Below are 14,018 nucleotides of genomic sequence, written 5' to 3' on the forward strand. Positions count from 1 at the left end.
GGGCGTTTGTTTTTGCGCTACACGCCTCTGACCCTGTAGGAGCGAGCAAGCTCGCGAAAATCGCGAGCTTGCTCGCTCCTACAGTGTGTCGACCTCATCCATCAGATAGTAGAGAACCAAGCCTGTGGCCCATCCCGCCCAACGCCGCTGGTATCCAGTCGTCTTCGCCATCGCTGCGCTGGTCTTGTTGCCCCTGAGCGTACTGCTGCTTTCCTGGCAAGCCATCGATGTCCAAATCTGGTCCCATCTGTGGGACACCCAGATGCCGCGTCTGCTGGGCAATACGCTGACGCTGGTGCTCGGTGTCGGTGCGGGTGTCACCTTGTTGGGCGTCAGCCTTGCCTGGCTGACCAGCCTCTGTGAATTCCCCGGTCGGCGCTGGCTCGATTGGGCGCTGATGTTGCCTTTCGCAATACCGGCCTATGTACTGGCGTTTGTTTTCGTTGGCCTGCTGGATTTCGCAGGGCCTGTGCAAACCCTGCTGCGCGAGTGGTTCGGCAGTGGTTTGCGGCTGCCGCGCGTGCGCTCCACGGGTGGTGTGATCGTGGTGCTGGTGCTGGTCTTCTATCCCTATGTTTATTTGCTGGCCCGCACGGCCTTCCTCGCCCAGGGCAAAGGTTTGATGGAAGCGGCGCGGGTCCTTGGCCAATCGCCCTGGCAAGCGTTCTGGCGGGTGGCATTGCCCATGGCGCGGCCGGCCATCGGTGCGGGTGTGGCATTGGCGCTGATGGAAACCCTGGCGGATTTTGGTGCAGTGTCGGTGTTCAACTTCGATACCTTCACCACGGCCATCTACAAGACCTGGTACGGCTTTTTCAGCCTGTCTTCCGCTGCGCAACTGGCCAGCCTGTTGCTGCTGGTGGTGATGCTCGTGTTGTACGGAGAGCGGCGTGCCCGCGGTGCCAACCGGGCGAGCAACGAGCGACCACGGGTCAAGGCGCTCTATCATCTGCGGGGCTTCAAGGCACTGGCCGCCACGACCTGGTGCGGGCTGGTGTTTGCCTGCGCTTTCGTTATCCCGATGCTGCAATTGGCGGTGTGGTTCTGGCAGCGTGGGCGTTTCGATTTGGACGAGCGCTACACCGGGTTGATCGTTCATACCCTGTATCTGGGGGCGATGGCGGCGTTGATCACCGTCAGCGTTGCCTTGTTACTGGCGTTTGCCCGACGACTGGCGCCTACTCGGGTCATTCGTTCCGGGATCAGTCTGGCCAACCTGGGCTACGCCTTGCCGGGTTCGGTGCTGGCGGTGTCGATCATGCTGGCGTTCAGTTATCTGGATCGCGAACTGGTGATCCCGCTCTCGAGCTGGCTCGGCGGCGCGGGCAAGCCTCTGCTGCTGGGCAGTCTGTCGGCGTTGTTGCTGGCCTATCTGGTGCGTTTCATCGCAGTGGCCTACGGGCCACTGGAAAGCAGTCTGGCGCGTATACGGCCATCTTTGCCCGAAGCGGCACGTAGCCTGGGCGTCAGTGGTCCACGACTGTTTTTCAAAGTGTATCTACCGTTGTTGTTGCCTGGCACCTTGAGCGCTGCGCTGCTGGTGTTCGTCGATGTGCTCAAGGAAATGCCCGCAACCCTGCTGATGCGCCCGTTTGGCTGGGACACGCTGGCGGTGCGGATCTTTGAAATGACCAGCGAAGGAGAATGGGCGAGGGCATCTTTGCCGGCATTGACGCTGGTGCTGGTCGGGCTGTTACCGGTCATCGGATTGATCCGGCGTTCGGCACATCGAAACAGCTAGGTGTCAGTCCTACACCTTGCGGCTACAATGCGCGGCATTCGGTGCGGTCCGTCTGACAGACCAGGTAGCTGAAATCGGCTAAAGGCCCTTTGTTTCAAGGCATTCAGTCCGTGCAGCACCTGTCCGCACCTTCGCCACGCCCGGAAGGAGAAACCCATGGGACAGCGTACGCCTCTGTATGACCTTCATCTCGCACTTGGCGCGAAGATGGTCGATTTTGGCGGTTGGGACATGCCTCTGCATTATGGATCGCAGGTCGAGGAACACCATCAGGTGCGCCGCGACTGCGGTGTTTTCGATGTATCCCACATGACCGTAATCGACGTCGGCGGCCCCCAGGCCAAAGCCTGGCTCCAGCATTTGCTGGCCAATGATGTCGAACGCCTGCACAGCCCCGGCCGTGCGTTGTACAGCACCATGCTCAACGAGCAGGGCGGCATCGTCGACGACATGATCGTCTACCGTCTCGACGAGGGTTATCGCCTGGTGGTCAATGCCTCCACCCGCGATCAGGACATCGCCTGGATGCAAGCCCATCTCGACGGTTTCGACGTGCAACTTCGCGAGCGTTCCGAGCTGGCGATGCTGGCCATTCAAGGGCCTCATGCCCGGCAAAAAATTGCCGAGCTGGTCAACCAGTCCCGCGGCAACCTGATCCAGCTCCTCAAGCCCTTCGAAGGCCTTCCCGACGGTGACTGGTTTATCGCGCGCACCGGTTACACCGGTGAAGACGGCCTGGAAATCATTCTGCCGGCCGATCAGGCGCCAGGCTTTTTCTACGATCTGGTCGGTGCCGGGATTTCCCCTATCGGCCTTGGCGCGCGGGATACCTTGCGGGTCGAAGCCGGCATGAACCTTTACGGTCAGGACATCCAGCAGGATATTTCACCCTTGGCCTCCAACATGGCCTGGACCATCGCCTGGGAGCCCGCCACCCGGCAATTCATCGGGCGCAACGCGCTGGAGGCCGAGCAGGCTGCCGGCGTGCGGCACAAACTGGTCGGTCTGGTCCTTGAGGAACGCGGTGTTTTACGTGCTCATCAAGTGGTCCGTATCGCCGATGTTGGCGAAGGGGAGATCACCAGTGGTAGTTTCTCTCCTACGCTAAGCAAGTCGATTGCACTGGCGCGCGTACCAATGGCAACTGCCGACCGCGCTGAAGTGGAAATCCGTGGCAAGTGGTACCCGGTCCGGGTGGTCAAACCGACCTTCGTACGTCACGGCAAAACCTTGATCTAACCTTTTCTGGCGGGCATGCCCGCCGACTCTTTTCCTGAGGACACAGAACATGAGCAATATCCCTGCCGACCTGCGTTTTGCCGAAAGTCACGAATGGGCACGTCTGGAAGCCGATGGCACCGTCACCGTGGGCATCAGCGATCACGCGCAGGAAGCGCTGGGTGATGTGGTGTTTGTCGAGCTGACTGAAGTCGGCAACGTGTTTGCTGCCGGAGATCAGTCGGGTGTCGTTGAATCGGTTAAAGCCGCTTCCGACATTTATGCACCGATCAGCGGTGAAGTGATCGCTGTCAATGACGCACTGAGCGGTGAGCCTGAGCTGCTCAACTCCGATCCGTACGGCGCGTGGATCTTCAAGCTCAAGCCAAGCAACACCGCCGAGCTGGACAAACTGCTGGATGCAGCCGGCTACAAGGCTGCCATCGGCGAATAACGCTCGCTTTGTGAAAGCCCATGTGGGAGCGAGCCTGCTCGCGAAAGCGTTGTGTCAGCAAACATTCATGCCAGCTGACACTCCCGATTCGCGAGCAGGCTCGCTCCCACAGGTTTATGGGTTCAGAACGGCTTTCACGGCCGCCACCGAACGCTCGACATCCGCTTTGCTCATCGCCGTGAACATCGGCAGCGAGACAATCAGCCGACCGACCCGCTCGGCAATCGGGAACATGCCTTCCTTGAATCCGCGCTCGCGGTAAAGGCTCAGCAGGTGAATCGGCGGGTAGTGATAGCCGATCCCGACACCCAAAGCCTGCATCTGCTCCATGAAAGTCGCCCGCGCCGGTTTGCCATCCATGCGTTCTGGTAATACCAGCTGGAACAAATGCCAGTTGCTCTGGGTGAAATCCGCTGGCGGCAATTGCGCTCCGTACCTGGCTTCGAAATCCTCGCCAAAACAGGCGAAATAGTGGCGGGCCAGATCACGGCGATGAGCGGTGATGGCGTCGATATGGGCAAATTGCCCCAGGCCAATGGCCGCGGCGACATCAGTCATGTTGAATTTGCCGCCCAGCACGTCGACATCCAGACCATCGAAGCCGTTGCGGGTAACGCCCTGCAGCCGGTATTTCTCTGCCAGGCGCACTTCTTCGGCCGTATTGAGCACCAGGCAACCGCCCTCGGAGGACGTGACGTTTTTGTTCGCCTGGAAACTGAAAGACACGAAATCACCGGTCGAGCCAATGCGCTGGCCATTCCAGCTCGAACCCAACGCCTGGGCCGCATCTTCGACGATCCGCAGGCCGTGCTTGTTCGCCAGGGCGTACAGCCGCGTCATGTCTACCGGCAGCCCGGCGAGGTATACCGGGATGATGGCTTTGGTGCGTGGCGTGATCGCTGCTTCCAACCGGTCCAGATCGATATTGCGGGTCACCGGGTCGATGTCGGCAAACACCGGGGTGGCGCCGACTTCCAGGATGACGTTGGCGGTGGCCACCCAGGAAATCGGCGTGGTGATCACTTCATCGCCCGGCCCGACCCCGGCAATGCGCAAGGCGATTTCCATGGTGCAGGTGCCGGAGTTGAAGGTGCGCACCGGGCGCCCGCCAAAATACTCCGAGAGTTGTGCTTCGAAGGCCTGGACCTTGGGGCCGCTGGTGATCCAGCCCGAGCGCAATACGTCGCCGACGGCGGCGATCGTGGCTTCATCGATGGTGGGTTTGGAAAACGGCAGGAAAGGCAGTTGGCTCATGGATACAGTCACCCGATCAGCGGACATTAGGTTGGCGCCGGACATGATGATCCGGATTGGTCGACCGCGCCACGTCATACACGGTGAGATCGACTGCTATGCTGGTTTGACCGTGTTGCATCGACGCTGAGCGCCAGTCAAGAGAGAGCCCGTCATGTCCCAGTTGCCGTCCCTGAGCCAGTTACGCGACCCCAATGCCTTTCTGCGCCGCCACCTTGGACCCGATGCCGCCGAGCAACAGGCGATGCTCGACAGCCTCGGCCTCGGCAGCCGGGTCGAATTGATCGAGCAAACCGTGCCACCGGGCATCCGCCTCAACCGGCCGCTGGACCTGCCCCCGGCACTCGATGAAGAGGCCGCGCTGGCCAAGCTGCGCGGTTATGCCGAGCAGAACCAGGTCTGGACCAGCCTGATCGGCATGGGCTACCACGGCACCCTCACACCGGCCGTCATCGTGCGTAACGTGCTGGAAAACCCCGGCTGGTACACCGCTTACACGCCTTATCAACCGGAAATCGCCCAAGGGCGGCTGGAAGCGCTGCTGAACTTCCAGCAACTGACCATCGACCTGACCGGCCTGGAACTGGCCAACGCCTCGCTGCTCGATGAGGCCACCGCTGCGGCGGAAGCCATGGCCCTGGCCAAGCGGGTTGCCAAGTCCAAAAGCAACCTGTTCTTTGTCGATGAAAACTGCCATCCGCAAACCATTTCCGTGGTGCAGACCCGCGCTGAAGGTTTCGGCTTCGAGCTGATCGTCGACGCTGTGGATAACTTGAAGCAGCACCAGGTGTTCGGCGCGTTGCTGCAATACCCGGACACCCACGGTGAAATCCACGACCTGCGGCCGTTGATCGACCACCTGCACGCGCAACAGGCCCTGGCCTGTGTCGCCACGGATTTGCTGAGCCTGTTGTTGCTGACCCCGCCGGGTGAACTGGGCGCCGATGTGGTGTTCGGCTCGTCCCAGCGATTTGGCGTGCCCATGGGCTATGGCGGGCCGCACGCGGCATTTTTTGCCAGCCGCGATGAATACAAGCGAGCGATTCCCGGGCGGATCATCGGGGTCTCGAAAGATGCGCGGGGCAACACCGCCCTGCGCATGGCCCTGCAAACCCGCGAGCAACACATCCGCCGGGAGAAGGCCAACTCCAACATTTGCACGGCCCAGGTGCTGCTGGCCAATATCGCCAGTTTCTATGCCGTCTACCACGGCCCTGAAGGGCTCAAGCGGATCGCCCAGCGGGTTCATCGGCTGACCTGCATCCTTGCCGCCGGGCTTGAACGCAAAGGTATCACCCGGGTCAACCGGCACTTCTTCGACACCCTGACGCTGGAGGTTGGCGGAACCCAGACGGCGATCATCGAAAGTGCCCGGGCCGCGCAGATCAACCTGCGTATTCTCGGGCGCGGGCAGTTGGGCTTGAGCCTCGACGAGGCCTGTGACGAAACCACCGTGGTGAAACTGTTCGACGTGTTCCTGGGGGCCGATCATGGCCTGCGCATCGAGGACCTGGATGCCGAAGTCTTGCCTGGCGGAATTCCCGAAGGGCTGGCGCGAACCTCGCCTTGTCTGCGCCATCCGGTGTTCAGCGCCCATCACAGCGAAACCGAGATGCTGCGCTACCTCAAGCAACTGGAAAACAAGGACCTGGCGCTCAATCAATCGATGATCCCGCTGGGTTCCTGCACCATGAAATTGAACGCCACCAGCGAGATGATCCCGATTACCTGGCCGCAGTTCGCCAACCTGCACCCGTTCGTACCCAAAGAACAGGCCGCCGGGTATGGGCTGATGATCGAAGAGCTGGAGCGCTGGCTGTGCGCGATCACCGGTTTCGACGCGATCTGCATGCAGCCAAACTCCGGCGCGCAGGGCGAATACGCCGGGCTGTTGGCGATCCGCAAATACCATGAAAGCCGTCATCAGGGTGGCCGTGATATTTGCCTGATTCCTTCCTCGGCTCACGGCACCAATCCGGCGTCGGCGCAAATGGCCGGGATGCGCGTGGTGATCGTCGAGTGCGACGAGGCGGGTAACGTCGACCTGGATGACCTCAAGGACAAAGCCGCACAGGCCGCCGACAAACTCGCCTGCCTGATGGCGACCTATCCTTCGACCCATGGTGTGTATGAGGAGGGCATCAGCGAAATCTGCGACGTGATCCACCAGCACGGCGGTCAGGTGTACATGGATGGCGCCAACCTCAACGCTCAGGTTGGGTTGGCGCGGCCGGCCGATATTGGCGCCGATGTCTCGCACATGAACCTGCACAAGACCTTCTGCATTCCCCATGGTGGTGGTGGGCCGGGCATGGGTCCGATTGGCGTTCGGGCGCATCTGGCACCGTTCGTGGCCAACCATCCGGTGGTGCCGATCGACGGACCGCACCCGCAAAATGGCGCCGTCAGCGCGGCGCCATGGGGCAGCGCGAGCATTTTGCCGATCAGCTGGATGTACATCGCGATGATGGGGCCGCAACTGGCGGACGCCAGCGAAGTGGCGATCCTGGCCGCGAACTACCTGGCGCGGCATTTGTCCGGTGCCTTCCCGGTGCTGTACACCGGGCGCAACGAACGGGTGGCGCACGAATGCATTCTCGACCTGCGACCGCTCAAGGTGTTGACCGGCATCACCGAAGAGGACGTCGCCAAGCGCTTGATGGACTACGGCTTCCATGCCCCGACCATGTCGTTTCCGGTGCCGGGGACGCTGATGGTCGAACCGACCGAAAGTGAATCGAAGGCGGAACTGGACCGGTTCATCGGGGCGATGCTGAGCATTCGCGCGGAAATCAACGAGGTGCAGAACGGTAACTGGCCAGCCGAAGAAAACCCGCTCAAAGGTGCGCCGCATACGTTGGCCGATATCACCGGCGTGTGGGAGCGACCCTACAGCATCGTGCAGGCGGTCACGCCGGACGCGCACACCAAGGCTCACAAATACTGGCCGGTGGTGAACCGGGTGGACAATGTGTATGGGGACCGGAACCTGTTTTGTGCGTGCGTGCCGGTCGACGACTACCGCTGACATTTCAGGCTGCACATGACCCCTGTGGGGCTCGGTGAACTTGGGGTTTGTGTTCGAAAGGCAAAAAAATGCCGCTCAAGTGAGCGGCATTTTGCTGTTCGCGACTGTTACTCCGAAGCCACGGCATTCTTCGCCAGGATGGCATTCGCCAGTTCCATGTCCGTGGCTTGCAGGCCCGGGTTGTCGGCGCGGACTTTCTGCATGGCCGCTTCCAGGTAAGGGCCACGGATACCGCCGTCGCTGGCGACGAAGCTGCTGGCGTCGTCCTGGGCTGCGACGACCAGCTTGTGATCCTTGGAAGTCAGATAGCTCGAACCGGTGGTGGCGCCGGAGGTAAGAACGTTACGCCAAAAAGTATCGGCCATCGCCGAACCGACAGGCAGGGACAACAGCGCGACGGTAGCGACAGCAAGTTTGAAACGCATGACAGGGTGACTCCACTGGGTTTGACTACGCGGTTGGATTGCCAACCCCCAATCGAGTTCCGTGGGTGCCTATTCTGCCGTTTCGACCAGCAGGATCGCGCCTTGCTGGCCGACTACCCGCACGCGGCAGCCAATGCCAGCGTCCGGCCCGCGAGCCATCCACACGCCGTCGGCCACCTTGATTTTGCCGCGCCCGTCGACAATCGCTTCATGCACCACGAAGGTTTTGCCGATCAGTTCCTGGCCGCGCAGATTCAAGTGCGGCTGGTCGCTCGGGCGCCTCGCCGTGCGCTGACGCCGCCACCAGTACAACGCGGTGGCGATCGACAGCAGGCCGAACAATAGAAACTGCCATTCCCAGGACAGGCCCGGCAGGAGGAAGGTCAAGACGCCCACGGCTGCCGCGGCCATACCTATCCACAACAGGTAGCCGCCAGCGCCAAACACCTCGAGAATCAACAGCACCGTGCCCAGCGCCAGCCAGTCCCAGAACGAAAGATGCTGAAAAAATGCCCACATGACGCGCCTCAGGCTTTCTTGTGATCGAAAGTGGCCTTGACGATTTCGCCAATGCCTCCCACCGCGCCGATCATCGAACTGGCTTCCAGCGGCATCAGGATCACTTTGCTGTTGTTGGCCGACGACAGCTGGCCCAGCGCATCGATGTACTTCTGCGCGACGAAGTAGTTGACCGCTTGCACGTTGCCGCTGGCGATGGCCTCGGACACCACTTTGGTCGCCTGGGCTTCTGCCGCTGCTTGCCGCTCGCGGGCTTCGGACTCCAGGAAGGCGGCCTGACGACTGCCTTCGGCTTCGAGGATCTGCGCCTGCTTCTTGCCTTCGGCGGTCAGGATCGCTGCAGCGCGCAAGCCTTCGGCTTCCAGAATTTGCGCACGCTTGATCCGTTCGGCTTTCATCTGCCCCGACATCGCGGCCATCAGGTCGGCGGGTGGACTGATGTCCTTGATCTCGATCCGGGTGATCTTGATGCCCCACGGCGCAGTCGCTTCATCGACGGTGCGCAGCAGTTTCTCGTTGATCCCGTCGCGCTGGCTGAGCATGGCGTCGAGCTCCATCGAGCCGAGCACCGTACGGATGTTGGTTTGCAGCAGGTTGCGGATGGCGTGTTCGAGGTTGTTGACCTCATAGGCGGCCTGGGCCGTGTTGACCACCTGGAAGAAACACACGGCGTCGATTTGCACCGTGGCGTTGTCGGCGGTGATGACTTCCTGCGGCGGAATATCCAGCACGCTTTCCATCACATTCATCTTGCGCCCGATGCGGTCCATGACCGGAACGATGACGTTCAGGCCCGGCTTGAGTGTGTTGGTGTAGCGCCCGAAACGCTCGACGGTCCATTCGAAGCCCTGGGGTACGACCTTGAACCCCATGAACAGAATGGCGACCACCAAGCCGACAAAAAGCAAAAGCACACTACCGATCTGCATAACGATTCCTTGTTGATGTGTGGATCTGTGGAGAAGCAATGACTGGAGTGTAGCGGTGCCGGAAAAGAAAAGCGGTACTCAGTTTTGCTCGCTCTGGGGTGTCACGCGCAGAACCTCCTCGATGGTCGTCAGCCCGGCGGCGACCTTTTGCGCCCCTGACAGCCGCAGGCTGCGCATGCCTTCCTTGAACGCCAGGCGCCGCACGGCCAGCAGATCGGTGTCGGGACTGATCAACGCCTTGATGCCATCGCTGAGCTGCATGATTTCGTAGACCCCGGCGCGACCGTGATAGCCCGTGTCGCGGCATTCCAGGCAGCCAACGGCCTGCTGGGCATTGCCCGGCAAGGGTGCTTGCCAGGGCCGGGTCAGGGTTTGCCAGTCGTCTTCGCCCAGGGTCAGCGGCGCCTTGCAGTGGGAGCACAGGGTTCGCACCAGTCGCTGGGCCATGACGCCGAGTACTGTGGCCTTGATCAGGTAGTGCGGCACGCCGAGTTCCAGCAGGCGGCTGATGGCGCTGGGCGCATCGTTGGTGTGCAGGGTCGACAGCACCAGGTGCCCGGTGAGCGCAGCCTGGATCGCCATCTCCGCGGTTTCGAGGTCGCGGATCTCGCCGATCATGATGATGTCCGGATCTTGCCGCATCAGCGCGCGCACGCCGGCGGCGAAAGTCAGGTCGATGTTGTGCTGGACCTGCATCTGGTTGAACGCCGGCTCGACCATTTCAATCGGGTCTTCGATGGTGCAGAGGTTGACCTCCGATGTCGCCAGTTTTTTCAGGGTGGTGTAGAGGGTAGTGGTCTTGCCCGAGCCCGTCGGCCCGGTGACGAGGATGATGCCGTGGGGTTGACGTGTCATGTCCTGCCAGCGGCGCAGGTCGTCGATGGAAAACCCGAGCTGGTCGAAGTCCTTGAGCAGGACTTCCGGGTCGAAGATCCGCATGACCATTTTTTCGCCGAAGGCGGTGGGCAGTGTCGACAGACGCAGTTCGACTTCGCCGCCGTCCGGGGTCTTGGTTTTGACCCGGCCGTCCTGGGGTTTGCGTTTCTCCGCGACGTTCATGCGCCCCAGGGTTTTCAGGCGACTGACGACGGCCATGGTGACCTGGGGCGGGAATTGATAGACGTTGTGCAGCACGCCGTCGATACGAAAGCGCACCGTGCCTTGCTCGCGCCGGGGTTCGATGTGGATGTCGCTGGCGCGTTGCTGGAACGCGTACTGGAACAGCCAGTCGACGATGTTGACGATGTGCGCATCGTTGGCGTCCGGCTCCTGGTCGCTGGCGCCGAGGTTGAGCAGCTGTTCGAAATTGCCGAGGGTACTGACGTGCGGGTCGGCGCTGTTCGCCCCGGTGACCGATTTGGCCAGGCGAAAGAATTCGACGCTGAAACGCTGGATGTCCACCGGGTTGGCGACTACGCGCTTGATCGGCAGCTTGAGCACGTGGGTCAAGTCAGCTTCCCAGCCGCTGACATAAGGCTGGGCGCTGGCCACGGTGACCGCATCACGGTCGATCGCTACCGCGAGGATCTTGTGGCGCTGGGCGAAGGCATAGGACATCAGCGGGGTCACGGCCGCGACGTTGATCTTCAACGGATCGATGCGCAGGTAAGGCTGCCCGGCCTGCCGGGACAGCCACAGGACCAGGCTTTCGAGGTCCAGCGGTTTGCCGGGGCGGCTGAGATCTTCCAGTTGTTGGCTGGCGATGAACTCCAGCGGATGTGTGTGGCCATGGGTGGCGTTGCGGCGGCGGGCATTGAGTGCGTGTTCGGCCGAATCCTGGCTGATAAAGCCCTGGGCGACCAGCTCGCGCAGCACATCATTGAGATCCAGCCAGCGGTCCTGTGAGGCGAGTTGTACGGACATGCGGACTCCTTTTGAACGACAGTCGGCAAAGGATAGCCGTGGTCCGGTTGACCGCTGGGCCACTACCTGGCGAAGCCGTTTCGGAGTTTGTCAGCCCGCCGCTTGAGCCGCCTCGGCCCATGCGGACTCAGCTTCCTGCAGCTCCACCGAGCAGACGCTGATCAGATTACGAAGTTTTTCCGCAATCACTTGCGCACGGTGCCAACTCAGCCCGTCGATGACGATGTCGATGCTCAGCCGGTCGTCCTGGCGCTGCACGTTGACCTGTTCCGGCGTGAGCAATTGCAAGGCGAACAAATTGAGGGCGCGGCACAGCAGGTCCGGTTCTGCTTCGGCCAGCATTTGATAGTGAACACGGCAACGGGCTTTGCTGGCGTTCCAGACATCGGCGCGCAGAGGAGGGGTGTTCACAGCTTCGAGATACGGCATGGTCAGGCTCCAGAATTTCTGGAGAAATGTTTACATCCTGTAGCGGGTATTTCTTCTCTATGATTGGCTGTATTGCAGAAAAATAGAATTGATCAATTCACTAATTGCCAGGTTGAGGGTTTTTTTATGCAGAGCGAACTGGACAGCTATGACCGCAAGATCCTCGCCTTGCTGCAAGAGGATGCTTCGCTTTCCAGCGCGCAGATCGCCGAGCAGGTGGGGCTCTCGCAGTCGCCGTGCTGGCGGCGGATTCAGCGGATGAAAGAAGAGGGCATCATTCGCGGGCAGGTGACCTTGCTCGATCGCAAGAAAATCGGCCTGAATACGCAGATCTTCGCGGAGGTGAAACTCAATGCCCACGGGCGTTCGAACTTCACCGAATTCACCGAGGCGATTCGTGGTTTTCCGGAAGTGCTGGAGTGTTATGTGCTGATGGGGGCGGTGGATTTTCTACTGCGGATTGTCACGGCGGACATCGAGGCTTACGAGCGTTTCTTCTTCGAGAAATTGTCGATGGTGCCGGGGATTCAGGAGGTCAATTCGATCGTGGCGTTGTCGGAGATCAAGTCGACCACCAGTTTGCCGGTAGTGCGCTGATGGTGCTTGAGGAGCATTGTGGCGAGGGGGCTTGCCCCCGTTGGACTGCGCAGCAGGCCCATTTTTTGGGGTCGCTGCGCAACCCAACGGGGGCAAGCCCCCTCGCCACAGGGTGTTACAGACGCAACAGCATTTTCCAGGCACGGTTCTGATACACCGCGATTGCCTGCTGCTTGCGCGCCTCCAGGACTTCATCGGTGATCGATTCGTTGGCCAGTTGCGCCAGTTTGTTCAGCTCGCCGTACAGGCGATCCATTTCCGGGATCTCCAGCACGTTGCGCGCATGGTGCAGCCAGACCTGAATGCGTTCGATGCGTGGCAGCTGCTCGGCCAGATCTTCCGGTTGTTGCTGGTAACGCTGCAGTTGCAACGATGTGGCTTCTTCGCCCAACAGGCGCGGCAACCAGCTGCTCAGTTGTGCAGCGCCCTGGCGATTGCCACGGGTGTTGCGGTCGGCGGCCCAGGTGCGGGCCAGCAACCAGCGCGAGGTTGTCAGGGAGAACAGGCCCCAGCGCGGGTCTTCGAGTTCTTCGAGGAACTGCTCCGGCGCGGCTTTGCGTACGTCTTCGTCTTCCAGGCCGGCCTGGACCAGCGGACGCCAGTCTTCCAGCAAGGCATCGAGGGCGATACGCAAATCATGGGTCGACTGACGCGGAGCGGCCTGGCCGAGGCTGCTGATCAGTGCGCGCATTTCCGCGAGGTTTTCGACCCAGTCCTGCAACAGGCGCCAGTGACCGTTGAAGCGATATTGCTCGGCCAGACGCTGGCTACTACCGAGCAAATGCCAGCTCAGCTCGGCGAAGGCTTCGTCCAGCGGCGTTTCGGCGGTGATCTGCGGCGCCGGCAGGCTCAATGAGTAGCTGTGGGCGTCGTACAAGCGATAACCGCGCTCGGCCTTGCTGATGTCGCATGGCATCAGGGCCAGTTTCTCGGCCAGCTCGGCGGCCAGTTCCAGCAGGGCTGCCGGCTCGCCTTCGCGCAGTTCCAGTTCCAGCTCGCAGATTTCTTCTTTCTGCTTGCCGGCAACGACGTGACCCAGGTCCAGCGCGGCTTCGATGACCACTTTGGTCTTGCCGCGACCCCAAGCGATTTCTGCGCGTTCGCGGACGAAGTCGGTGGTGAAGATCGGCTTCAGGGTTTTTTTGTCCAGTTCGGCCAGTTCTTCGGGCCAGCATTCGCCGTCGAGTTTCTTCAGGTCGAGCTTGGCTTTGGGCAGGTTCCAGTCGTACTCGTTACGTACCGACAGGCCAGCGATGCTCTGGCCGCGGGTCTTGAGGGTCTGAATCACTTCTTCGCCATCCTTGCGCAGGCGCAGGGCGACTTTGGCCTGCGCCAGGTCGCGCTCGTGCGTGTCGAAGTACTGGTTCATCAACTCACGGCGTTCCCAGCCACTTTTGTTGCGTTTTTTCAGTAACGGGTGCTCGCGCAGGGCGGCGAGGGTTTCGCGGCTGACGCGGAGTTTGATTTCGGTTTCTTTCTGCATGGCCGGAAAATCCAGGATCGGGAGCGCAGCCGGGGGAATGTATGGCTGCCAAGGTCGTGCAGTGTACAGGACTCAAGG

General features: G+C 61.1%; 12 protein-coding genes. 5 read left to right on the forward strand and 7 right to left on the reverse strand.

From position 1 onward, the window contains the following. The first annotated feature begins 124 nt into the window (after positions 1–124). The 3 genes from CAG47_RS04725 to gcvH all read left to right on the forward strand — a co-directional run bounded on the left by CAG47_RS04725 (position 125) and on the right by gcvH (position 3,413). Positions 125–1,741 (forward strand): iron ABC transporter permease, encoded by a 1,617-nt coding sequence (locus CAG47_RS04725; protein WP_085723772.1) that lies wholly within the window; start codon positions 125–127, stop codon positions 1,739–1,741. A gap of 156 nt (positions 1,742–1,897) precedes the next feature. Beyond that, the gene (gene gcvT / locus CAG47_RS04730; protein WP_085723773.1) at positions 1,898–2,980 is read left to right on the forward strand and encodes a glycine cleavage system aminomethyltransferase GcvT; all 1,083 of its coding nucleotides are present in this window, start codon (positions 1,898–1,900) and stop codon (positions 2,978–2,980) included. A 49-nt stretch (positions 2,981–3,029) separates the two neighbouring features. Next, a complete protein-coding gene (gcvH, locus tag CAG47_RS04735; protein WP_085723774.1) occupies positions 3,030–3,413 on the forward strand; it encodes a glycine cleavage system protein GcvH in 384 nt (127 codons plus the stop codon). Between the two features lie 114 nt (positions 3,414–3,527). Here gcvH and CAG47_RS04740 read toward each other — a convergent pair whose 3' ends face one another. After that, positions 3,528–4,667: a DegT/DnrJ/EryC1/StrS aminotransferase family protein gene (locus CAG47_RS04740; protein WP_085723775.1), complete on the reverse strand. Its 1,140-nt coding sequence runs from the start codon at positions 4,665–4,667 to the stop codon at positions 3,528–3,530. A 154-nt stretch (positions 4,668–4,821) separates the two neighbouring features. Between CAG47_RS04740 and gcvP the strand changes: the two genes are divergently transcribed. Continuing rightward, positions 4,822–7,695 carry an aminomethyl-transferring glycine dehydrogenase gene (gene gcvP / locus CAG47_RS04745; RefSeq protein WP_085723776.1) on the forward strand — a complete coding sequence of 958 codons (2,874 nt, stop codon included), beginning with the start codon at positions 4,822–4,824 and terminating at the stop codon, positions 7,693–7,695. 107 nt (positions 7,696–7,802) lie between these two features. Here gcvP and CAG47_RS04750 read toward each other — a convergent pair whose 3' ends face one another. The 5 genes from CAG47_RS04750 to CAG47_RS04770 all read right to left on the reverse strand — a co-directional run bounded on the left by CAG47_RS04750 (position 7,803) and on the right by CAG47_RS04770 (position 11,860). After that, positions 7,803–8,120 carry a DUF2388 domain-containing protein gene (locus CAG47_RS04750; protein ID WP_085723777.1) on the reverse strand — a complete coding sequence of 106 codons (318 nt, stop codon included), beginning with the start codon at positions 8,118–8,120 and terminating at the stop codon, positions 7,803–7,805. A 69-nt stretch (positions 8,121–8,189) separates the two neighbouring features. Next, positions 8,190–8,639, reverse strand: coding sequence for an NfeD family protein (locus tag CAG47_RS04755; protein ID WP_085723778.1), 450 nt, complete (start codon positions 8,637–8,639; stop codon positions 8,190–8,192). Positions 8,640–8,647: 8 nt separating this feature from the next. Then, positions 8,648–9,568 (reverse strand): SPFH domain-containing protein, encoded by a 921-nt coding sequence (locus CAG47_RS04760; RefSeq protein WP_085723779.1) that lies wholly within the window; start codon positions 9,566–9,568, stop codon positions 8,648–8,650. A gap of 78 nt (positions 9,569–9,646) precedes the next feature. Then, a complete protein-coding gene (locus CAG47_RS04765; protein ID WP_085723780.1) occupies positions 9,647–11,431 on the reverse strand; it encodes a GspE/PulE family protein in 1,785 nt (594 codons plus the stop codon). 90 nt (positions 11,432–11,521) lie between these two features. Then, positions 11,522–11,860, reverse strand: a complete 339-nt coding sequence (locus tag CAG47_RS04770; RefSeq protein ID WP_085723781.1) for a hypothetical protein — start codon at positions 11,858–11,860, stop codon at positions 11,522–11,524. A gap of 126 nt (positions 11,861–11,986) precedes the next feature. On the opposite strand from CAG47_RS04770, the gene CAG47_RS04775 reads away from it, so the two are divergent. Then, on the forward strand, positions 11,987–12,457 hold the full coding sequence (locus tag CAG47_RS04775; protein ID WP_007993158.1) for an Lrp/AsnC family transcriptional regulator: 471 nt from the start codon (positions 11,987–11,989) through the stop codon (positions 12,455–12,457). 115 nt (positions 12,458–12,572) lie between these two features. Here CAG47_RS04775 and CAG47_RS04780 read toward each other — a convergent pair whose 3' ends face one another. Then, the gene (locus tag CAG47_RS04780; protein ID WP_085723782.1) at positions 12,573–13,940 is read right to left on the reverse strand and encodes an inorganic triphosphatase; all 1,368 of its coding nucleotides are present in this window, start codon (positions 13,938–13,940) and stop codon (positions 12,573–12,575) included. Positions 13,941–14,018 lie beyond the last annotated feature (78 nt).

It is taken from the genome of Pseudomonas sp. R37(2017) (genome assembly GCF_002113375.1).
Taxonomy (GTDB): Bacteria; Pseudomonadota; Gammaproteobacteria; order Pseudomonadales; family Pseudomonadaceae; genus Aquipseudomonas.

Bases quoted from the DNA above. Each gene is read 5' to 3' on its own strand.
- CAG47_RS04765 (WP_085723780.1), bottom strand. From the start codon at position 11,431: ATGTCCGTACAACTCGCCTCACAGGACCGCTGGCTGGATCTCAATGAT.
- CAG47_RS04760 (WP_085723779.1), bottom strand. From the start codon at position 9,568: ATGCAGATCGGTAGTGTGCTTTTGCTTTTTGTCGGCTTGGTGGTCGCC.
- gcvT (WP_085723773.1), top strand. From the start codon at position 1,898: ATGGGACAGCGTACGCCTCTGTATGACCTTCATCTCGCACTTGGCGCG.
- CAG47_RS04755 (WP_085723778.1), bottom strand. From the start codon at position 8,639: ATGTGGGCATTTTTTCAGCATCTTTCGTTCTGGGACTGGCTGGCGCTG.
- CAG47_RS04770 (WP_085723781.1), bottom strand. From the start codon at position 11,860: ATGCCGTATCTCGAAGCTGTGAACACCCCTCCTCTGCGCGCCGATGTC.
- gcvH (WP_085723774.1), top strand. From the start codon at position 3,030: ATGAGCAATATCCCTGCCGACCTGCGTTTTGCCGAAAGTCACGAATGG.
- CAG47_RS04775 (WP_007993158.1), top strand. From the start codon at position 11,987: ATGCAGAGCGAACTGGACAGCTATGACCGCAAGATCCTCGCCTTGCTG.
- CAG47_RS04750 (WP_085723777.1), bottom strand. From the start codon at position 8,120: ATGCGTTTCAAACTTGCTGTCGCTACCGTCGCGCTGTTGTCCCTGCCT.
- CAG47_RS04740 (WP_085723775.1), bottom strand. From the start codon at position 4,667: ATGAGCCAACTGCCTTTCCTGCCGTTTTCCAAACCCACCATCGATGAA.
- CAG47_RS04780 (WP_085723782.1), bottom strand. From the start codon at position 13,940: ATGCAGAAAGAAACCGAAATCAAACTCCGCGTCAGCCGCGAAACCCTC.
- gcvP (WP_085723776.1), top strand. From the start codon at position 4,822: ATGTCCCAGTTGCCGTCCCTGAGCCAGTTACGCGACCCCAATGCCTTT.